We start from the raw sequence: 20,508 nt of genomic DNA, 5'->3' as shown, positions 1-20,508 counted from the left end.
ACCCCCACAGTCTAGGCAGAAGTACCCAGTTGCTCAGGCGTCTTTACATCCCGAGGCAAGGACTGGCGATTGCGGCTCCCGCTGTCCCGGCGATCCATGAAGGCAGTGTAGCTAGAGGCTGTGACGGATTACGCGGGTTGGTAGCGAATGAGGACGTGGCCGGCGCTGACAGTGTCACCGATGACACAATCCACTGCTTCGATAACACCGTCGCGATGAGCTTGTAGAGGTTGTTCCATCTTCATCGCTTCCAACACACACACGAGGTCACCGGCCACCACCGTGTCACCGGGCGTGACGGCCACTTTCACGACCGTCGCCTGCATGGGTGAGGTGACGGTGTCGCCTGATTGAGCAGTCTGTGCTGCTGAGTTGTTTTGCCGCTTCGGGGCCTTATGAAGGGCCTTTTCACCACTTTGAAAAATGATGGACGGCACTCCCACTCGAAGTCGGCGCCCTTCCACCTCTACGACGACCGTGCGGTAGGGGTCATCTGCTTCGGCTTCGGCCTCCACCGAACCACTCCACGGTTCAATTTCAGCGTCAAATTCCGTTTCAATCCACCGTGTGTGGATGGTGAAATCTTTCGCCTGGTCGGCAATAAAGGCGGGGTCGTCAATGACCGCACGGTGGAAGGGCAACACGGTGGGAAGCCCCGCGACTTCAAACTCCAATAGAGCGCGACGTGCGCGCTCGATGGCGTCCGCCCGGCTGTGTCCGGTGACGATGAGTTTGGCGAGCAGTGAATCAAACGCACCGGTGATGACATCACCGGTGGTGACTCCTGAGTCCACTCGGACACCGGGACCGCCGGGGAAGCGGAGGGTGTGGACTGGGCCTGGCATGGGCATGAAGTTCATTCCGGGGTCTTCGCCATTAATGCGAAATTCGATGGAGTGCCCGTGTGGTGTCGGGTCGTCATAGTCGATCGTTTCGCCCTCGGCGATGCGGAACTGTTCGCGCACGAGGTCGATTCCGGTGACTTCTTCGCTAACGGGGTGTTCGACTTGGAGTCTGGTGTTCACTTCCAAGAAGGACACGGTGCCGTCTTTTCCGATCAAGAATTCGCAGGTGCCTGCCCCTTCGTAACGGGCTTCTTTCAAAATCGCTTTTGAGGAGTCGTAGAGCAGTTTTTCTTGCTCGGGGGTCAAAAAGGGTGCGGGTGCTTCTTCCACCAATTTTTGGTGTCGACGCTGCAGTGAACAATCCCTGGTGGAGATGACGACCACGTTGCCGTTCTTGTCGGCCAGACATTGGGTTTCCACGTGGCGGGGTTTTTCTAAGTACTTCTCCACAAAACATTCACCGCGACCAAACGCGGCGATCGCTTCACGGGTCGCCGAATCAAACGCCTCTTCAATGTCGGCTTCGTTGTGGACGACTTTCAAACCACGGCCACCGCCACCAAAAGCTGCCTTAATGGCGACAGGCATTCCGTGCTGGGCGACAAATTCTTTGACCTCATCAACGCCGTTGACGGGGTTGAGTGTTCCTGGCGCGAGGGGCGCTCCCACCTTTTCGGCAATGTGGCGGGCGGTGACTTTGTCACCCAATTGGTCGATAGCTTCTGGTGAAGGACCAATCCAAATCAGGCCGGCGTCGATGACGGCGCGGGCAAAGTCGGCATTTTCTGCCAAGAACCCATAACCCGGGTGGATGGCGTTCGCGCCGGAGCGTTTCGCGATGGAAAGAATTTTTTCCACTACCAGGTAGGTGTCGGCGCTGGTTTTACCGTTGAGTGCGTAAGCCTCGTGGGCGAGGCGGACATGCCGGGCATTACGGTCCTGATCGGCGTAGATGGCGACAGTGCCAATACCGGCGTCCTTTGCAGCCCGGATAATACGAACAGCAATTTCTCCGCGGTTAGCGATGAGGACTTTTTGAATTCGCGCCATGACCACACAGCTTAGGGGCCTGGGAGCGCCCGCCTATGGAGCCAGGCCACATATCAACCCGGGGAAACGTTGTGGCCAGCTACAACGCCTAAGCTGACCACAAATCGGTGTACGAAAAGCCCAACTGCCGAACGAGGCGCCGAAGGGCCGCCACGGACAGACCCACCACCGTGTAGGGGTCACCGTCAATGGATTCAATAAAGCCGGCGCCTTTGGCATCAATGGTGAAGGCTCCCGCCACTTTCAATGGTTCACCGGTCGCGATGTAGGCATCAATTTCGTCGTCACTCACATCATCGACAAACGTGACACTGGTGTGGGTGGCAAAACCCACCTCCGCGACAATTTCGCCGTATTGGCTGTGCAACAGAGAGTGCCCGGAATGTAAGACGCCGGTCTTGCCCCGCTGGCGGTACCAGCGCTGCTTTGCGCGCTCCGGCGTGTGGGGTTTACCAAAAATCTCGCCATCGACTTCGAAAAGCGAATCACCACCCAAGATTAGGCCGGTCACACCGGCTGTGCTCGCAGCATCGAGTGCTTTCGCTCGGGCAAGAAGCTGAACCATTTCGCCTGCAGGAATGGGACCGCTCGCCGTGGCAGCCTCAACGAGAGCTTCCTCATCGACAGAGTGATCAAGTACTGATGGCACGATGCCGACCTGTCGCAACGTCTGGAGCCTCGCAGGGGACGTGGAGGCGAGAAACAGTTGCACGGCTGGGAGTCCTTAGGCTGGAGGGATGGCATTAGATACCGGCGACATTGTTGAACTCGAGGTTACCAAGGTCGTTCACGGTGGCGATGGTCTCGCCCGGCACGAAGGCTTCGTCATTTTCGTGCACGGTGGACTGCCCAGCGAGCGGGTCCTCGCACGGGTCTATTCGGTGAAAAAATCCCACGCCTTCGCTGACCTTATTGAGGTGTTGAGCCCCAGCATCAACCGTGTCTCACACATTTGGTCAGAAGCCGATGTCTCCAGGCCCCCAGAGGCAAGAGCCGGTGGTGCTGACTACGGTCACATCGACCTGGGCTATCAGCGAGTGCTGAAGACCGACATTTTGCGCGAAGCCCTCGCCCGACACGGCGGTGTATCGGAAGAGTTTGCCGAAGGGGTGCGAGTGGAGCCGGCTGACGGCACCCCAGATGCCCTTCGGTGGCGCACCCGGGTGAGCCTGCACGTGGATGAGAGTGGCCTTGCCGGCCCCTACGCGGAGCGCACCCACCAGGTAATTGCCGTGGACTCACTGCCGTTAGCCGCTTCGTCGCTGGAAGCGCTCGGTGTGCACCACGGTGATTGGTCTGGGCACAAACAGATTCGGTTAGTTCAGTCCTCCACCGGTCAACCACGCGTGATCATCGACACTCAAAAACCACAACCCATGACCGAGAAGGTCGGTGATGACGTCTTTCACCTGAGCGACCACAGTTTCTGGCAGGTCCATCACAGCGCTGCAGAAGCCCTCGATGCGCTTGTGAGTGACGCGCTAGCCCAGGGGCGCAGTGGACAGGACGGGTTCACTCCGGTTGACCCCACTGCTCAACACCTTGACCTCTACAGCGGCGTGGGGCTTTTCGCCAAAGCAATCGGTCGCGCCTATGGGCCAGATTCACGCATTATCGCTGTTGAATCGGACTCTGGAGCGACCGATTTCACCACCAAAAACCTGCGGCACTATCCACACTCTGAGGTGGCCAACAGCGACGTGAAGAGGTTCCTTCAGGGCTTTGCGCCAGAAGGGGCTGTGGGAACAGTGGTTTTGGATCCACCTCGGACGGGAGCAAAAGCAGACGTTGTCGGCCACATCATTGCCCTTCAACCCCAACAGGTCATCTACGTTGCTTGCGATCCGGTGGCTCTTGGCCGAGACGTCAAGCTGTTTCGTGATGCCGGTTATGAGTTAGTGAGCGTAAAGGGTGTGGACCTGTTTCCCCACACCCACCATATGGAAGCCGTTGCCGTGTTGCGGCCCGGAGTGCCCCGCTGACGATAGCTCTTTGGCGCTTGCTTTAACGGGGAGGGCTATTGGGTATTGAGAAGGGTGTCGCAGTAGTGCTGCCAAAGCTCGTTGTTGACATCACCGCGAGTAAAGACGTTGTGTTGCCAGCCAGTCACCGTGGTGCGAGACGAGGCCCTCGTGAGTGCTGCGGATAGTTGCTCAACGCTGTCAGGCTCGACCACAAGACCCGTCGTGCCGTGGTCTATTCCGTCGGCAATTGCCCCCACCTTGGTGGCAATGACGGGAAGGCCAAAGCGGAAACCCAGTTCGCTCACAATGGAACCTGTGCCGGTTCGGTAGGGCAGAACGAGGACATCGGCGGCCCCAAATATTGCTTCGAACTTCTCTTCCGGAAGGTAACCCGGCATCAGTGTGACCCGCTCTGAAAGACCAAGGTTGTCGATGAGCTGTCGATACGTGTCTTTGTCTTCCCAAAAATCTCCGGCGACCGTCAATGTGACGGAAGGAACAGTAGCCATCGCCTGAAGAAGGAGATCTAAACCCTTGTAGTGGCGCACTGTGCCAAAGAAAAGCAAGCGGGTACTGCCGGATCGGGCATCTCTCGAAGGTGTTGACGTGGAGGGTTTCCACGGCGAAGGTAAGCGCAACACCTCAACAGCGGTGTTTGATTGGGAGAGTTCTGCCGCCAAGGAAGCCTGGGTGTCACTGTGGACGATGATGCGGGAGAAAGCTGCGAAGAGGCCACGCATCAACCAGCGATCAAAGACTCGAGGTTCGTGGGGCAGGACATTGTGCACGATGCCCACAGTGTGAGCCCCCCTACCCAAAGCGCGGAGCATGACGAGGTAGGGAACGGCGTGGAACGGTGTGGGCACACTGAAAGCAACGATTGCTGAACTCCGGGCTCTCTTGCCTGCCCGCCACCATGTCAGGGGGCTAAACCATGTGAGGCGTTGCTCAACAACGGCCGGAATCCCCACCTCTGGGGCGTCCATGGCGACTCGTGCTTGGCCGGGATAGAGCCAACTGGGGTACTGGCTTTTCCAGGACTCGACTGAGACGCTGATGCCCCGTTGTTCGAGCTCCAAGGCTAGGCGAGTGTTGTGTTGTGAAATTCCGCCGGTATACGGGTGGGTGGGGCCCACCAGGGTAATCTGTGGTGCGGGGTTACGGTCGGTCACGGTGATTATCAGACAGGCTTTGAACATCCTGGTGGGCCTTCTGCAGCGAAAGTCCATCTTCGATGAGTTGCCTGTTGATGCGAATCAAATCTGCGATGACCCCCAAGGCGAATGCGAGCAGAGAGGCGGTGAGGAGAGACACACCCAGCAGCAGGGATTGAATTAATTCGCCGGGTAGACCTAAGAACGAGATGGTGACGTACCGGATGAACGGGATCAGACCGGCAATTCCTAGGGCGGCACCAAGCGTTCCAAAAAACGAGTACGGCTTGTACATGACGAAGGAGCGCATGATGGCGGCTGCGGACTTCATCACATGCTCGGGTGTGGACTTAAAAAGCCGTGAATCTCTCGTTTTCGGGTTAGTTTTCACCCGGACGCTTTCAATCGCCAGGCGCTTATAGCCGGCTTGAATGATTGTCTCCATGGTGTACGAAAACTTTGTCACCACGTTGAGTTTCAACAACGCTGTCCGGGAATACGCGCGGAAACCGCTTGCGGCATCAGGAATTTTTGTTCCCGCAGCACGGTTCACCACGTGGCTGCCGATCTTCTGCAGCAGCTTTTTTCCCCTCGAAAAATGGGGAATCGTGTGGGTTCGTCGATCCCCAATAACAATGTCGGCATCACCGGAGGCAATAGGTGCCACCAGTTTGGGGATGTCAGCCTGCGGGTACTGATTATCCCCGTCGGTGTTGACCAATACGTCGGCACCGTGAGTGAGGGCATAATCCACCCCGGATCGAAACGCCTCCGCTAAACCACGAGTACTGCGGTGTCTAATAATTTGATCCACGCCATGAGCCTGCGCCACTTCGATAGTGCGATCTGTGGAACCGTCGTCGATCACGACAATTTCCAAAGAATCGAAGCCGTCAATCTGCCGCGGGATCGAGTCGAGCACCTCACCGAGGGTGGCCTCCTCGTTGAGGCAGGGAATTTGAACGACAAGCTTCACGAGGCGCCCTTCACGTTGTTACTCCTGGCAGTCTACTGTTCGACTGTCAGTGGCTGGCGGTCTACTGTCTGGCCTCTGCGGTCGGCTCGGTGTTTGGCGAAAAACGCAGAATGCAAAAGTTCCGCGTAGCCCACGATGGTCATCACCATGATGGTGGGCATCACGTGAAGCCACATCCGATTCACACTGTCGTAAAAACCCTCCCTGCCGAAGGAGACTCCGAAACTTCCCCCGTCAAAGCCTTTGGAAAACAAAATGGTGACAATCATCAACGCGGAAATACCTAGAAGCCAGCGGTAGGCCAAAGACCGTCGGAAAAAGCCCAGCAGTACGACAGATCCGATAAAGACGTGGGCTGCGGTAGCCCAACCGCCACGACCCAAGCCCAAGTTTGGCCACTGGGCCAACACTTGGGCGAGAGGGTTTGCCGACATGGCGATGCCGCCGAGTAGGACGCCGACAACCGCCGCGGCAAAAAGAGGCAGAAGCGCTCCGCGAAGCCGATCAATCCAGGGGCTCGCGGCCAAAGCTGCCCCGACCAAGCTGAGGACAACGAGAATCCACGACGTTAAGCCAAACCGCTCGATGAGGGGGCTGTTGGTGGAGGACAGCCACCAGGTGAAGGTAATCCCAACGATGGCGAGGGTTGCAAAGAGGCGCATTCGCTCCACCGACGAGCTCCACCAGCTCTGCCCCATAAGGGCAACAAGGAGCGCCAAAACCAACACAATTCCTTCAACTCGTGCTGTGACACCGATGACGCCACCCACAAGAGTGAAAAGTAGTGGGAGCCCCGAAAACGAGCGTTGTTGCCTGGCAAGTAGAAGGCCACCCACCAGTAACACCATGGCAAAGCCCATCAAAATGTGGGCGTTGAGATAAAACATCGCGGCCCGGAAAATCGGCACGCTGAGTGAAAACAGTCCCAAGCCACCTACGGCAATCCAAAACGCTTGTGGCCGCACTGTGTCTCGAAGAATCTGCCAGGCGATCCACCCCACTGCCAGCAGAATCATCATAAAAAGTAGCGGGGTGAAACCGGCCAGGACCCGTCCTTCAGGCCCTAACCCCAACATCAGGGGGTAGGCAATACCCCTTTTGGCTGAGCCGGCAATGGGTTCCAAATTGTCCACTTCGCCACCTAGCCCCACCACGGCAACGGCAATCGCATTTGCGCTGTCTGTATGGTGGCGCTCACCGATGGCCAGAACATACTTTGTCGTCAGCGCCACAACTGATGCCGCCCCCAGTGCGCTGGTCGCCAGCAGGGCGATTCGCCAATGACGCCAGGCGAGGGCCCCTCCCGCAACGACGAGCGCGATACTGGCGACGATCCACGCATCAGTGATCAGATGATGCATACCGAGCGACCACATCGCAAACGCGGACCATGTCCGCACCACGGTGCTGAGGGCCACCGCAAGAAAAGTTAGCGGTATCCATTGCCTCACTCCGAGCAGCAAACCGGCTCCAACACCGGAGAGTCCCATCAGGGCGAGGACAAGGGCATCGACCACTACGGGATGGGTCACGGTGTTCTCACCTCATCGACAATGAGAATGTCCTCTAGGGGCACCGGGCTGATTTCTCGAAGGAGCGATTCTTCTATCAGAGCCATTTCTTCATCATCTTGTTCCTGACTGGTCACAACGCCAATGAAGTGGGGGCTGTCGTCGGTGAGGAGCTCGGGGTCCCAGGCCACGAAGTAATAGCAGGTATCCCGTGTGACCATTTCTTGGCTGGAGCGGCAATGAATCCTGCTGTACACCTGGCTGTATTCGAGCAGTTCAGAGCGGATGCCTAATTCACTGACATTCAGAGGAGGCAGCGAAGTGTCGAGTTCTGTGGAGAGAAATTCGTCACTCCATTGTTCGAATTCGATTCCGACAGGCAGCGCGTCGGGGTTACCCGGGGGTGTGTCGAAACCAATGTGACTCACTTGTGCAGTCGGAAACTTTTCCCACAGCCACCACCCGTGCATTTCGATGGCCATCGAGCGCCATTCCCAGTTTTCGGCAATATCCGGGCCGTTAAACACTGGTGGGCGAGGTGTCATGAGCTGCGGTGCCACCGCGACATTGAGGCCAATTCCCAACGCAAGCCCTACTGCAATGAAGGTGACGCGCAGGCGAACCACGAAACCTCCATCTGGTGTTCTCGAAACGATTTCTCTCAAGTCTAGGAGTCGAGAGCACTTCAGCTTTACAGCGGAATGTTTCCGTGGATTTTCCGCGGAGAGGCAACGTTTTTACTTTTCAGTGCCCGCAGCGATTTGATAATCAATGACCGTGTGGCGGCGGGCTCAATAACGCCGTCAATTTCACCGCGCTCCGCGGCGAGGAAAGGGCTTGCGACACTGATGGTGTATTTGTCGGCGAGTTCCGAACGTACCGAGTTCACATCTTTGCCTTCTTCTTCGGCGCGCTTCAGATCTTGACGGTACAAAATATTGACCGCCCCTTGACCACCCATCACCGCAATTTCCGCGGTGGGCCATGCGTAGTTGAGGTCGGCACCCAAAGATTTCGACCCCATCACAATGTAGGCGCCGCCGTAGGCCTTCCGGGTGATGATGGTTACCAGAGGCACTGTTGCTTCCGCGTAGGCGTAAAGAAGTTTGGCGCCACGGCGGATTACGCCGGTCCACTCTTGATCGGTACCGGGGAGGTAACCGGGCACATCCACCAGGGTGACGATGGGAATACGGAAGGCGTCGCAGAATCGCACGAAGCGGGCGGCTTTCTCACCCGCATCGATGTTGAGTGTTCCCGCCATATGTTTGGGCTGGTTGGCGATGATGCCCACCGACCTACCCTCTACTCGGGCAAAACCAATGACCATGCTGGGGGCAAAAAGCGGTTGGACTTCTAAAAAGGATCCCTGATCCACACACAAGTCGATAACCTGCAACATGTCATAGGGCTGGTTGGTGCTATCGGGAATGAGGGAGTTGAGTTTTCGGTCCCGGTCCGTGATTTCTAGTTCCACCGAACTCAAATATTCGGGAACTTCGGCTTCGAAATTGTCCGGCAGGTAGGACAGCAAGACGCGGGCATAGTCGAAGGCGTCATCTTCATCGCTGGCGAGGTAGTGCGACACGCCCGATTTTTGGTTGTGGGTTAAGCCACCACCCAGTTCTTCCATGCCGACGTTTTCTCCCGTGACCGCTTTGATCACGTCTGGTCCGGTGACAAACATTTGGCTCGTGCCATCGACCATGATGACAAAGTCGGTGAGTGCCGGTGAATACACGGCGCCGCCTGCGGCAGGCCCACAGACAATCGAAATCTGTGGAATTGTTCCCGACGCTGCGGTATTTCTCTTAAAAATTTCCCCGTACTTACTGAGTGCCACCACACCCTCTTGAATGCGAGCGCCACCGGAATCGAGAATTCCGATGATGGGCACCCTCGTCGCGAGTGCCAGATCCATAATCTTCATGATCTTCTCGCCGGCCACCTCGCCGAGTGAGCCACCGAAGATTGTGAAGTCTTGGGAGTAGACGGCCACCTGGCGGCCGTGGATTGTTCCCGTTCCAATCACCAAAGAGTCGCCGTAGGGGCGCTTATCGTCCATACCGAATGCGGTGGTTCGGTGGCGAACAAATTCATCGAGTTCCACAAACGAACCCTTATCCAGAAGAGCGTCAATGCGTTCCCTGGCGGTTTGTTTGCCTTTCGCGTGTTGCTTTGCCACAGCGGCTTCACCACTGGCGGTCACCGCTTCGTGATAGCGCGCCTTGAGCTGCGCAATACGGCCCTGTGTGGTCAGTAAATCTGTGTCAACTTTTTCAGTCACCCTGACAGGCTAGACCGCCAAGGCAGCCGACTTTTCATTTACGACCTCGCATGAAAAGACCGTGTCGTTGGTGGATGCCTACAAAACTGGTGCTGAGCGCCAGCCTTTCGTTCGCACAGCCCTACTGGCTATACAATTCGAGATAACGAGTGGCCGCCGTAGCGGGGTCAAATCGCTCCCGGGCTACGGCCATCAACTTCTGTCGACTGCTGGCACTTCTGCTCGCTTTGGCGAGGGTGTCAAAAAGGTCACGCAGTTCGCTTGGGTGAGAAAAGAGCTTCGCATCATCGTCGTAGACAGTGTGTTCGGGAAGCCCCGTGGCGTCTCGAGCAATGAGCGAGACGCCCATGGCTTGTGCTTCTGAAATCGCAAGAGGTTGATTTTCTGCCAGAGACGGCACTACCAGGTAGTCACTAGCCGAGAGCGCGGTCGTCATCTGATCCCCGCGAAGGTAACCCAATGGTCGAACGTTCGGGATTGTCTGTGCGGGCCCACCCTGACCCACAACCAAAAGGGTGGCCCTCAGCCCACCCGAGGAGGCTTCGCCAAATGCCTCCAGAGCAACCCTTGCTGCTTTGACTGGGTCATCCAGATTGCTCGCCGACACCATGAACACGGTGTGGTCCTGCGGGATACCCAGTTGGGTTTTCGCATCCTTCTGGGCCATCGGTTCCGTGAGATTCGGGGGGAGCGGGTTGGGGATGACGTGGACGTCGTGTCCCTTAACACTTTGACTCCTTGACGCTTCAGTTGCGAGCCACTGACTGGGGCTGGCAAGACGCAGGTGTGGCACCGCGGCAAGCGCTTCTGCCGTGCGCTGTTGGCTTCGGGTGATCGCTTTTTTCCACGGCGCTCGGACCGCTGGGCAGCCCTCGCAACCCGAGGTGAAGCCCTCGCAGCCCAGCGAATAGTGGCAGCCACCAGTGAGGGCTGCCATGTCGTGGAGTGTCCACACCACCATCCGGTTGCCGGCAATCGTGGTGAGCTCGTCCGGATCGATCAGCCCGTGAGGCCAATGCAGGTGAATGACATCGGCGTCTGCCACATCCGATGAGGCGAGGTCTGATAGGCGATTCCGATACAACGAAACGGGGGCGTGGAAATCCGGAGCCTTCACCACATACTGGTCAAGCCCAGCCGCAAGCGTGTGGCGGGGCTTTGCCAGCGGTGTTGTATGAAGAGTGCCGGTGATTGAGGACAAGACTTCTGCGTCGTGACCGAGTGCGCGCTGAGTTGCAGCCAAACGGGTCGCGACAGTACCTGCTCCTCCGGAGGCGGAAAAGGACAAATGCGCAATGCGTAGGGCCACCACTCCACGCTAGTTGCTCTGTGGCACCCACGCCCTGAGGTGGGGATGCTCTGGCCTGTCTAGGCTTGGGGTGTGAGCACAACCCCGGTAGGTCAGAAGACTGCTCCTGTCGCCCTTTTGCTGTTTAACCGACCAGAGGTGACACAGAAGGTGGTGGAGCGCGTCCTCGCGGCTAAACCCCAATCGGTCTATGTCATTGCGGATGGACCGCGTCCTGACCACCCAGAGGATGTCCGACTCTGCCAAGAGGTGCGGGACATTGTGACTGGAGCCCAGTGGGACTGCCCGGTGCACACCGAGTTTGGCAACACAAATATGGGCCTGAAGGCACGGGTGTCTTCTGGTTTGGACTGGGTGTTTTCCCACGAAGAGTTCGCCATCGTCTTAGAAGATGACTGTTTGGCTGACCCGAGTTTCTTCCCTTTCGCCACCGAGCTGCTCGAAAAATACGTTGACGACGAACGGGTGGGAATTGTTTCGGGAAACAATTTTCTCCGCGGAAAACAGCTAAACGCCGACTCCTACTTCTTTGCACCTGATGTGCGCATTTGGGGGTGGGCCACCTGGAAGCGGGTGTGGCAGGACTTTTCCCAGAACGGGCTTAACCGTCAGTGGAGCGAGTCAGAAGGTGAGGCCCTGCTCGCTCGACTCACCTCGCCCGCTCGTAAAGCCCAACTTCAGCGCATGATGGCTAAAGCCCACACACTGAATTCCTGGGCGCTGCCTTTCGTCTTCCACGCTCAAAGGCGTCGATATTTGAGCGCTGTGCCCCGAGAAAACCTGGTGACCAATATTGGTTTTGGTGCTGACTCGACCCATACCCAATTTGAAAGTTTCACCGCTGAAGTGCCCGTGGGAACGCTGAGCTTCCCCCTTCGACACCCAGAAGATGTGGTCGAATCATCTGAGGCGGGGCGAATCGAATCCGCCGAAGAGAAGAAACTGTGGCTGACGTTTCCCCTTCAACACCCCATCGACTTTCTGGGCCGCGTGTTTCGCTACCTGAGGCGTTAGGGCCTGACGGGTGGCGCTGCACCCTTCCAATGCTTTTTTGGTGCTTGCTGCTTAGGAGGCGCTGGGCTTCTTAGCGGCGGATTTCTTCACCAGTGGGTGACCAATCACTTTGGGAAAAGCGTCAACGAGTGAGTCGGGGTCCAGGTTGATGATGGGGTGACCGGAAAAGTGTTGCCGTAGCGACAGAAACTGGTTCGCTGTGGAATACAGGCTGTCGGCAATGCCGTTGATGGTGTGTGGGGTGATGTCTTGAATGCCCGAATCGGTTCCCTGCAGGTGGGTGGGTTGTCGAACGACCCGGTTGTCGCTATCCACCCGGAAGCTTTGGAAATAGCTGAGGTCTAAACCGATCACGAACACTTGGCGGGGCTCTAAGTGCAGGGCAAAACCGAGCGCTTTCACCCCGGTACTTCCCTGGTAGCCGCGGGGGTGAAGGGGCGAAGTGTTGGTCGACCACCCTTCAAGACTGTCGTTATCGAAATACACGGTTCGCTCAGCCACCGACATGGTGGTGATGATGCTGCGCCAAGTCCACGGCATCACCATTCGGACACTGGGGGTGTCTTCGACCCGCTGCCAGGCTTCGGCGTTGTGGGTTTTTTTGGCGGGGTGGAATACCGAATCAGACCACACCAAAAAATCGGGTGTGATGGTTTTCGCCAGTGGACTGTGAAGGAAATAGTTGGTGGCAACAACGACTAATTCGCCGGCCTTCTGCCGTGTGGCCACTTCACGGGTGTTGATCTTGTCTGCACTGGGCCCACTGGCCAGCAACAGCACCTCTTTGCCCGCCGCGCTGCCCTCCAATTGGCGCATTCCTTGGAGAGCCTCTGCTTTTCCGGAGCTTTGGGCAATGCGCCGGGTCAGAAACAGTGCAAGGACACGAAATTTTTGGAGAACGGTGCGCCAAATCGCCCCACCCGGGTGGCTGTGGGGAGACGAATAGCGCTCAAAGTAACTGAGCGACTCGCTATTGCTGACACGCTCTTTCGATTCTTCAAAGCGCGCCCACGAATCCGATGCCACGAGGTGCCCTCTACTTTCCTCTAAATGACTCGGCGTGTTCCAAAAACCATTGGTAGGTCTCCCTCAGCCCGTCACGCAGCGACACTTGGGGGCTCCAGCCGAGGGCTTCGATGCGGGAATTGTCAAGAAATTTCCTGGGAGTGCCATCGGGTTTCGAGGTGTCAAACACCAGCTCGCCTTCAAAACCCACCACGTCGACAATGGTTTCGGCCAGTTCGCGGATGCTGACTTCTTCGCCGGAGCCCACATTGATGATCTCTCCGGAGTCGTAGTGTTCGGCGAGGAACACAATGGCTCTGGCTAAGTCATCCACAAACAGGAATTCTCGAAGCGGTGTGCCAGAGCCCCAAATGACCACTTCTCTGGCACCGGCTTCTTTGGCTTCGTGGATACGACGAACGAGGGCGGGAACGACGTGGGAATCTTCGGGGTGAAAATTATCGCCCGGTCCATAAATGTTGGTCGGCATCGCACTAATCCAATGCCGGTCGTATTGCTTCCGGTGTGCTTGGACTTGCTGGATTCCGGCAATTTTTGCCACCGCGTAGGCACTGTTTGTTTCTTCTAGCTCGCCGGTCATCAAAGAGTCTTCCGGGATGGGTTGTGGCGCAAACTTTGGGTAAATACACGACGAGCCGAGGAATACGAAACGATCAACCCCGGCCTGGGCGGCCGCATCCATCAGATTCACCTGGATTTGGATGTTTTCGGAGAGAAACTCTGCCGGGTAGGTGTTGTTGGCGTGAATGCCGCCCACCCGAGCGGCGGCATCAATGACCAGATCGGGGGTATTTTTCGCCAAATAGGCGACCACGGCGTCCCGGTCGAGAAGGTTCAGCTCACTGGACGTGGGCGCATCAATCGATGTGACACCTCTGGATTCCAGCTCGCGCACCACCGCACTACCGACCAAACCCCTACCGCCCGCGACAAAAACTTTTGTCTCTGGGCTCACAGAAAACGGCGAATCTGCCGACATTGACAAACCTCATTTCCCCGAATTCTCTGTGGTGTGCACTCACGAGTCTAGAGTGGAGACTCGATTCGGGGGTGAGTGCACGCATGGCCGACCAGGCAGACATTCTCGTTGTCCTCCCCACGTTAGGTGACCGCCCCGAAAAGTTGGTTCGAGCGCTCAAGTCTGTTGACGCCCAACGCCCGGACGTGTCGGTAAGGGTTGTGGTGGTAATACCCGAAGACAAAAAAGATGTCATTGCCCAGGCCAAGGCACACCAGGTCGACATTGTCGCTGACCCCGGTACCGGGATGTCGGCGGCGATTAATGCGGGACTTGCGACCCGTCGGGGTGAACAGTTTTATATCTGGTTGGGAGATGACGACTACTACCAACCCGGAGGGTTGGCCACCCTGCGTGACATGCTCCTGGCTGACGATCACGCAGTAGTGGCCTACGGTGCCTGTGATTACGTCGATGACGGAGGCGACGTGTTGTGGACATCGAAGGCCGGGAGACTGGCCTCCGTGCTCATTGGTAAAGGGCCCAATTTGGTTCCACACCCTGCGGCAATGATGAGGTTGGACGCTCTGGAGCAGGTCGGCGGCTACGACGAGACCCTGTCATTGGTGATGGACCTGGATGTGTTGCTGAAGTTAAAGAAGCGGGGCCGCTTTGCCCACACCACCCAGGTGGTGAGTGCCTTTGGTTGGCACCCCGACTCCCTCACCGTGAACGATCGGAAAAAATCGGGCCGTGAAGCCCGAATGGTGAAGCGTCGACACCTGCCCGCACCCCTTCGAATTCTGGAGCCACTGTGGGAATACCCTGTCGGCTGGGCGTCCCTGCTGGCAGCCCACACCTTGAATCGGAAAAGAAATTAAAGACACAACCACTACCCTTGTGGGGTGCCGCGACCTATGCGGCACATGGGCACCAGACGGCCACAGCGGGACATTGCGGTGGTCTCCGGCCTAGATCGCCAGATAGAGGACACGAACAGGTATGGCAACCACGACGAAGAAAGCCCTCATCACCGGAATCACCGGTCAAGACGGTAGCTATTTGGCAGAGTTCCTTCTCGGCAAAGGATACGAAGTCCACGGCATCATTCGCCGCTCCTCGACGTTTAACACTCAGCGACTCGAGCACCTCTACGTGGATTTCCACCAAAAAGACGCCAAACTTTTCCTCCACTACGGTGACCTCAGCGATTCTTCACGGCTGACCACACTGCTTCAGACGGTCGCCCCCGACGAGGTGTACAACCTCGCAGCCCAGTCCCACGTTCGGGTCAGCTTCGATGAACCAGAACACACCGGAAACACCACCGGCCTGGGATCCATTCGACTGCTCGAAGCCATTCGCATCTTGGATTTGCCGTGTCGGTTCTACCAAGCCTCCAGCTCGGAAATGTTTGGTGCCACACCACCCCCACAGAGCGAAGACACCGTGTTTTACCCCCGCTCGCCCTACGGTGCGGCGAAGCTGTATTCGCACTGGGTGACCAAGAACTACCGCGAGGGCTACGGCATGTTCGCCACATCGGGCATCCTGTTCAACCACGAATCACCCAGGCGCGGGGAAACTTTCGTCACAAGGAAAATTACCCGTGCGGTGGCACGTATTGCTGCTGGTGTTCAAGACGAGTTGTATTTGGGTAACCTCGACGCGATTCGCGACTGGGGTTACGCCCCCGAATATGTCCAAGCGATGTGGATGATGTTGCAGGCGGACCAGCCAGATGACTTCGTCATTGCTACGGGCACCGAATACACCGTGGAAGATTTTTTGCGCTTCTCGTTTGAACACGTCGGGTTGGATTGGAAGAAATACGTCAAGTTTGACGAGCGCTACCTGCGACCCACCGAAGTGGATGCCCTGGTGGGGGATGCGTCAAAGGCGGAAAAGGCACTGGGTTGGAAACCGAAGGTTCTCACCCCAGAGCTCGCCACAATCATGGTCGATGCCGACCGCGAGATTTTGGAACATGAAGGTAAGCCGTGGACCGACCGGCTATTTGTGAACACTGCGGGGGCTTAGCTATTGCGTGAGGCACTGCGAACTACGTGGAGCTTTCTCGAGAGAAGGCAAAAGGTTGTCTATGGCGCCCTAATTGCCGGGCGCCTGATGGCAAACGTTTTTGACCTTGCCGGTATCGCCGCAATTGGTTTGCTGGTGATGGCGGTGGCCTCCGGCGAAATCGATTTTGACTTAGGCGGCATCTACCGTCTGCGCATCGACGAGACGCCCCCCAGTTTCATTGCTTTCCTTGTGGGGACCGCGGCGGGAGCGTTCCTGCTGAAGGCGACGTTTAACCTCATCCTGTCGCTGGCACTTGTGCGCTTCATGGCGGGAATCGAAGTGCGGGCGTCTAGAAAGCTTGCCGATTATTTGCTGAGTGGTTCGCTTGGTGACCTGCGCCGGTTCTCCCAGGCTGATATCCAATACGCCGTGAACACGTCAACCGGGGCGATGTATGGCGGGTTGCTGAACAATCTGGCCAACATCATTGTGGAGTCGGCGTTGATGCTGATGATTCTCGCCACGTTCGTCTTGGTGAACCCTGTTGCAGCGCTCCTGGTCAGCGTGTACTTGGTGGTCGTGGTCACCGGCATTCAGTGGGTGATCGGTGAAAAGCTGAAACAGGTGGGGCGAAACGTTAACCAGGGCACGATTGCTTCCACGGGGGCCATTCTCGATTCGGTCGCGAGCTTCCGTGAAGTGGCTGTGCTGAAAAAGCAGCCCTTCTTTTTGAAGCGTTTTAGTGACGCCCGGTGGATGCTCGCGAAAACCAAAGCAACCGAAGTGGTCCTTCGCAGTGTCCCCCGTCTCATCATCGAACAGGGTTTGATGTTGGGTGTGCTGGCCTTCGTGACGTGGCAGGTGCTCGGTGGTGACGTCGCCAACGGTCTGGCTTCTGTCGGTGTATTCGTTGTCGGAAGTGTTCGCATCATTGGCGCAGTGATGCCCGTCCAAAACTCCTACTCCACGCTGAAAACCACCGCAGTGAAAGCTGAGATGGCCCAAAAGCTTCAACAGGAGCGAACAGCCCGGTTAGTCGATCGTGAAGAAACGAAACGGGCGCTCGAAGCCGCACCGCCGTTGGACTCTGTATTGCGCCAACAGCGCGGTGAGGAAGTCAAAGGTCTCGCCATCGAGATGAAGAACGTCGAGTTTACCTACCCGGATGCTGAAGAGCCGGTGGTCACCGACATTGATCTGACAGCTGAACCGGGCGGTTTCATCGCCTTCATTGGCCCTTCCGGGGCCGGGAAGACGACGTTGGCCGACTTGGTGTTGGGTCTCAACATCCCCCAAAAGGGCACCGTGTTAATCGACGGTCGCAATCCTCTAGAAATCAGAGAAAAGCACCCGGGCCTGATCAGCTACGTGCCCCAGAAACCCGGCATGGTTTCCGGCACCATTGCTCAAAACATTGCGTTGGGTATCCCAGATGAAAAAATTGATGAAGAGTGGGTCTGGGAGTGTCTACGCCTCGCCGCACTCGACGAGGTCGTTCACGGGATGCCAGGGGGGATCCACTCGTCGCTTGGTAAACAATCCGATCAGCTAAGCGGTGGGCAGCTCCAACGCCTGGGTCTTGCCAGGGCGCTGTATCCGAAACCGCGCTTAGTCATTCTCGATGAGGCGACTAGTGCCCTGGATGCGGGTTCGGAAGCGGCAGTGTCGAAAAACATTCGTGAGCTCGGTGACCGGGTGACCCTGGTGGTTATTGCCCACCGACTCTCCACCATTCAGCACGCCGACACCGTTTACGTCGTTGACGAAGGCAAGATTATCGCCTCCGGACCGTTTAAAACCCTTCGCAAAACGGTTCCGATGATTGAAGAGTATGTGCGCCTGATGTCGTTTGACGACACCGAATAACACCACACCGGATCGCTCTTGAGTACCGTGTGGCCAGAACACCCCGCACCGTTGGACCTCGCCAACCTGGCAGACGAGGTCCAGTGGCTGGATTCGAGCGAGTCAACGAACACCCACTTGGCGGGGCTTCCTGCGCCCTCAGGCACTCGACTCGCAGCGACCTGGAATCAAACGGCGGGCGTGGGCCGGATGGGCAGGACCTGGATCAGTCCACCCGGTAAATGCTTGGCACTGAGTGTTGAATTGGGACCACAGCTCACCCCCAAGGACATGACCGGTCAGTGGCGAGGATTATTGCCCTTGCTGGTCGGTGCCCACCTCGCGCAGGCGCTTTCCACGGTGGTCTCTGGAGTCACCGTGAAGTGGCCAAACGACGTCCAGATTAATGGCAAGAAAGTTGCCGGCATTTTGGGTGAGATGCCCGCTCCCGGTCGGGTCATTGTGGGGGTGGGAATCAACGTCGGGTTAGAGGACACTGAACTCCCGACAGAACAAGCGACATCCTTGTTTCTCCACGATGTAGAACACCACGATGGGTCAGAACACCACGAGGTAGCACATTGTGAATCTGCTCCGGAGGAGACTTTCTCCGAGGTGGTAAGAGTTTTTCTTTCGGGGCTGACAGCGTCTCTGTCGCGGGCAACCATCGCCATCCCTGGACCACTGTGGTCAATGGTTCGCGATTTAGTGTCCACCATTGGCCAGGAGGTTCGGGTGACCTTCCCCGGCGGTCGTGAAATGATCGGCACTGCAGTGGATCTTGATCAGTACGGTCGCCTTATTGTCCGAACTTCCGCCGGTGCCACAGAAGTCGTCGCGGCAGCTGATATCGAACACCTGCGACCGGCCTAGTCGCGGTGGCTGTAGCCGGAGTGCGTGCGGGTTACGGCCAGAGATCCTGATGGCTTACTAGGCTGTGACTGTGAGTATTCGGGTCGGCGTGGTCGGTGGAGGTCAGCTTGCCCGCATGATGATTCCCGCAGCACAGGCACTCGGTGTGGAGATTCGGGTGTTGGCCGAATCGGAAGGCTCTTCTGCTGGCCTGGCGGCCACCGTCGTCGGTGACTACACCGACTGGGAAACGTTGAGCTTTTTTGCCCAAGAAGTGGATGTCCTCACGTTTGATCACGAACATGTGCCCACCCGCCTGTTGGAGCGACTGGTGGCAGACGGTGTCGCGGTGCGACCCGGCCCCCACGCGTTGATGTTTGCCCAAGATAAAGCGCTGATGCGTGAGCGCCTGTCCGAACTTGATGTGCCGCTTCCCGCGTGGGCTGTCGCAGCCGATACGCACGCTGTTGAGCAGTTTCTTGCCGAGCATGATGGTGTGGCGGTGGCGAAAACACCGCGTGGTGGTTACGACGGAAAAGGCGTTCGAGTGGTCAACACCCCACACGAGGTGGGCGACTGGTTGGCTGCCGGCCCGATCTTGTTGGAGCAAAAAGTCGAGTTTGTGCGAGAACTCGCCCAATTGGTGGCCAGGCGACCACAGGGAGATTCGGCGACATTCCCTGTCGTTGAAACCCTGCAACAAAATGGTGTGTGTGCCGAAGTGGTGGCACCAGCACCCGACGCATCACCCGACATTGTGGCGGAGGCTGCCCGCATCGGGCAGGCCATTGCTGAGGCTCTGGATGTCACCGGAGTGTTGGCGGTCGAAATGTTTGAGACTGCTTCCGGGCAGTTGCTGGTCAACGAATTGGCCATGCGCCCACACAACTCCGGCCACGTCTTTACCGAAGGCGCTGTGACCAGCCAGTTCGAGGCCCACCTGCGGGCAGTGTTGGACTGGCCGCTAGGGGAGACCACCCTTCGACAGCCGTGGGCGGTGATGGTGAACCTTTTTGGTGATGCGAGTAATGAGCGGATCCAGGCCGCGTTGGAGTATTCGCCACACATTCGACCACACGCTTACGGTAAATCCGCCAGACCAGGAAGAAAAGCGGGACATGTGGTGGCTTACGGCGATGATCTTGACCAGGTGAAAACTCTCGCGCGAGGCGCGAGCGAAGCGGGAAGGCAGCACTAATGGACCAGGCCACAGTGAGCATCATTATGGGTTCTGATTCGGACTGGCCCGTCATGAGAGAGGCCGGCGAGCTCCTCAAAGAATTCAAAGTGGACGTGGAAGCCAAAGTGGTTTCCGCCCACCGCACACCACACGACATGGTCGAATTCGCCGAAGGTGCTGCCGCCCGCGGAGTGAAAGTCATCATTGCGGGGGCCGGCGGCGCCGCCCACCTACCCGGAATGGTCGCCTCACTGACCACCCTGCCCGTGATCGGAGTTCCGGTCGCCCTGAAATATTTTGACGGGATGGACTCACTACTCTCCATCGTTCAAATGCCCAACGGCATCCCCGTCGCCACAGTCGCAGTGGGGGCGGCAAAAAATGCCGCCTTATTGGCTGTGCGGATGCTAGCCGCCCACGATTCGGCTCTGCGAGATCGTTTGACGATCTACCAGGCGCGACTCCGAGACGACGTGCAAGCCAAAACCCTGGATTGGTTCTGAAGACCAGGTAAC

General features: G+C 57.4%; 18 protein-coding genes. 8 read left to right on the top strand and 10 right to left on the bottom strand.

Annotation, left to right across the window (positions count from 1 at the left end; genetic code table 11):
• Positions 1-128 precede the first annotated feature (128 nt).
• Positions 129-1,895 carry an acetyl/propionyl/methylcrotonyl-CoA carboxylase subunit alpha gene (locus tag C3B54_RS08130; protein ID WP_104914052.1) on the bottom strand — a complete coding sequence of 589 codons (1,767 nt, stop codon included), beginning with the start codon at positions 1,893-1,895 and terminating at the stop codon, positions 129-131.
• A gap of 88 nt (positions 1,896-1,983) precedes the next feature.
• Positions 1,984-2,607, bottom strand: a complete 624-nt coding sequence (locus tag C3B54_RS08125) for a Maf family protein (protein WP_104914051.1) — start codon at positions 2,605-2,607, stop codon at positions 1,984-1,986.
• Between the two features lie 25 nt (positions 2,608-2,632).
• Between C3B54_RS08125 and C3B54_RS08120 the strand changes: the two genes are divergently transcribed.
• Positions 2,633-3,877 (top strand): class I SAM-dependent RNA methyltransferase, encoded by a 1,245-nt coding sequence (locus C3B54_RS08120; protein WP_104914050.1) that lies wholly within the window; start codon positions 2,633-2,635, stop codon positions 3,875-3,877.
• Between the two features lie 35 nt (positions 3,878-3,912).
• Here C3B54_RS08120 and C3B54_RS08115 read toward each other — a convergent pair whose 3' ends face one another.
• From C3B54_RS08115 to C3B54_RS08090, 6 genes are all read right to left on the bottom strand, one after another.
• Positions 3,913-5,058, bottom strand: coding sequence for a glycosyltransferase family 4 protein (locus tag C3B54_RS08115; RefSeq protein ID WP_158665611.1), 1,146 nt, complete (start codon positions 5,056-5,058; stop codon positions 3,913-3,915).
• The gene (locus C3B54_RS08110) at positions 5,018-5,989 is read right to left on the bottom strand and encodes a glycosyltransferase family 2 protein (RefSeq protein ID WP_104914048.1); all 972 of its coding nucleotides are present in this window, start codon (positions 5,987-5,989) and stop codon (positions 5,018-5,020) included. The genes C3B54_RS08115 and C3B54_RS08110 overlap by 41 nt, the downstream gene beginning before the upstream one ends.
• 32 nt (positions 5,990-6,021) lie before the next feature.
• On the bottom strand, positions 6,022-7,521 hold the full coding sequence (locus tag C3B54_RS08105; protein WP_104914047.1) for a hypothetical protein: 1,500 nt from the start codon (positions 7,519-7,521) through the stop codon (positions 6,022-6,024).
• Complete coding sequence (locus C3B54_RS08100) at positions 7,518-8,126, bottom strand: hypothetical protein (protein ID WP_104914046.1); 609 nt, start codon at positions 8,124-8,126, stop codon at positions 7,518-7,520. The genes C3B54_RS08105 and C3B54_RS08100 overlap by 4 nt, the downstream gene beginning before the upstream one ends.
• A 65-nt stretch (positions 8,127-8,191) precedes the next feature.
• Positions 8,192-9,787: an acyl-CoA carboxylase subunit beta gene (locus C3B54_RS08095; RefSeq protein WP_104914045.1), complete on the bottom strand. Its 1,596-nt coding sequence runs from the start codon at positions 9,785-9,787 to the stop codon at positions 8,192-8,194.
• 121 nt (positions 9,788-9,908) lie between these two features.
• Positions 9,909-11,096, bottom strand: coding sequence for a glycosyltransferase (locus tag C3B54_RS08090; RefSeq protein WP_158665610.1), 1,188 nt, complete (start codon positions 11,094-11,096; stop codon positions 9,909-9,911).
• Between the two features lie 72 nt (positions 11,097-11,168).
• Between C3B54_RS08090 and C3B54_RS08085 the strand changes: the two genes are divergently transcribed.
• Positions 11,169-12,110, top strand: a complete 942-nt coding sequence (locus tag C3B54_RS08085) for a hemolytic protein HlpA-like protein (RefSeq protein WP_104914043.1) — start codon at positions 11,169-11,171, stop codon at positions 12,108-12,110.
• 51 nt (positions 12,111-12,161) lie between these two features.
• On the opposite strand, the gene C3B54_RS08080 is transcribed toward C3B54_RS08085, so the two are convergent.
• Together C3B54_RS08080 and C3B54_RS08075 are read right to left on the bottom strand one after the other, a co-directional pair.
• Positions 12,162-13,136, bottom strand: coding sequence for a hypothetical protein (locus tag C3B54_RS08080; protein ID WP_104914042.1), 975 nt, complete (start codon positions 13,134-13,136; stop codon positions 12,162-12,164).
• Positions 13,137-13,146: 10 nt separating this feature from the next.
• Positions 13,147-14,115: a GDP-L-fucose synthase family protein gene (locus tag C3B54_RS08075; RefSeq protein WP_104914041.1), complete on the bottom strand. Its 969-nt coding sequence runs from the start codon at positions 14,113-14,115 to the stop codon at positions 13,147-13,149.
• Positions 14,116-14,186: 71 nt separating this feature from the next.
• Here C3B54_RS08075 and C3B54_RS08070 point away from each other — a divergent pair, with 71 nt between their 5' ends.
• From C3B54_RS08070 to purE, 6 genes are all read left to right on the top strand, one after another.
• Positions 14,187-14,975 (top strand): glycosyltransferase, encoded by a 789-nt coding sequence (locus C3B54_RS08070; RefSeq protein WP_158665609.1) that lies wholly within the window; start codon positions 14,187-14,189, stop codon positions 14,973-14,975.
• Between the two features lie 121 nt (positions 14,976-15,096).
• Complete coding sequence (gene gmd, locus C3B54_RS08065) at positions 15,097-16,134, top strand: GDP-mannose 4,6-dehydratase (protein WP_104914039.1); 1,038 nt, start codon at positions 15,097-15,099, stop codon at positions 16,132-16,134.
• An 87-nt stretch (positions 16,135-16,221) separates the two neighbouring features.
• Complete coding sequence (locus C3B54_RS08060; protein ID WP_104914038.1) at positions 16,222-17,982, top strand: ABC transporter ATP-binding protein; 1,761 nt, start codon at positions 16,222-16,224, stop codon at positions 17,980-17,982.
• 27 nt (positions 17,983-18,009) lie between these two features.
• The gene (locus tag C3B54_RS08055) at positions 18,010-18,834 is read left to right on the top strand and encodes a biotin--[acetyl-CoA-carboxylase] ligase (protein WP_245868019.1); all 825 of its coding nucleotides are present in this window, start codon (positions 18,010-18,012) and stop codon (positions 18,832-18,834) included.
• Positions 18,835-18,904: 70 nt separating this feature from the next.
• Entirely contained in the window at positions 18,905-20,011 is a 1,107-nt protein-coding gene (locus C3B54_RS08050; RefSeq protein WP_104914036.1) for a 5-(carboxyamino)imidazole ribonucleotide synthase, read from the top strand.
• A complete protein-coding gene (purE, locus tag C3B54_RS08045) occupies positions 20,011-20,496 on the top strand; it encodes a 5-(carboxyamino)imidazole ribonucleotide mutase (RefSeq protein WP_104914035.1) in 486 nt (161 codons plus the stop codon). The genes C3B54_RS08050 and purE overlap by 1 nt, the downstream gene beginning before the upstream one ends.
• The last annotated feature ends 12 nt before the right edge of the window (positions 20,497-20,508 follow it).

It is taken from the genome of Pontimonas salivibrio, assembly GCF_002950575.1.
Lineage (GTDB): Bacteria > Actinomycetota > Actinomycetes > Actinomycetales > Microbacteriaceae > Pontimonas > Pontimonas salivibrio.
The sequence above is the reverse complement of the archived record's forward strand: the minus strand, read 5'-3'. Positions and strand labels throughout refer to the sequence as shown.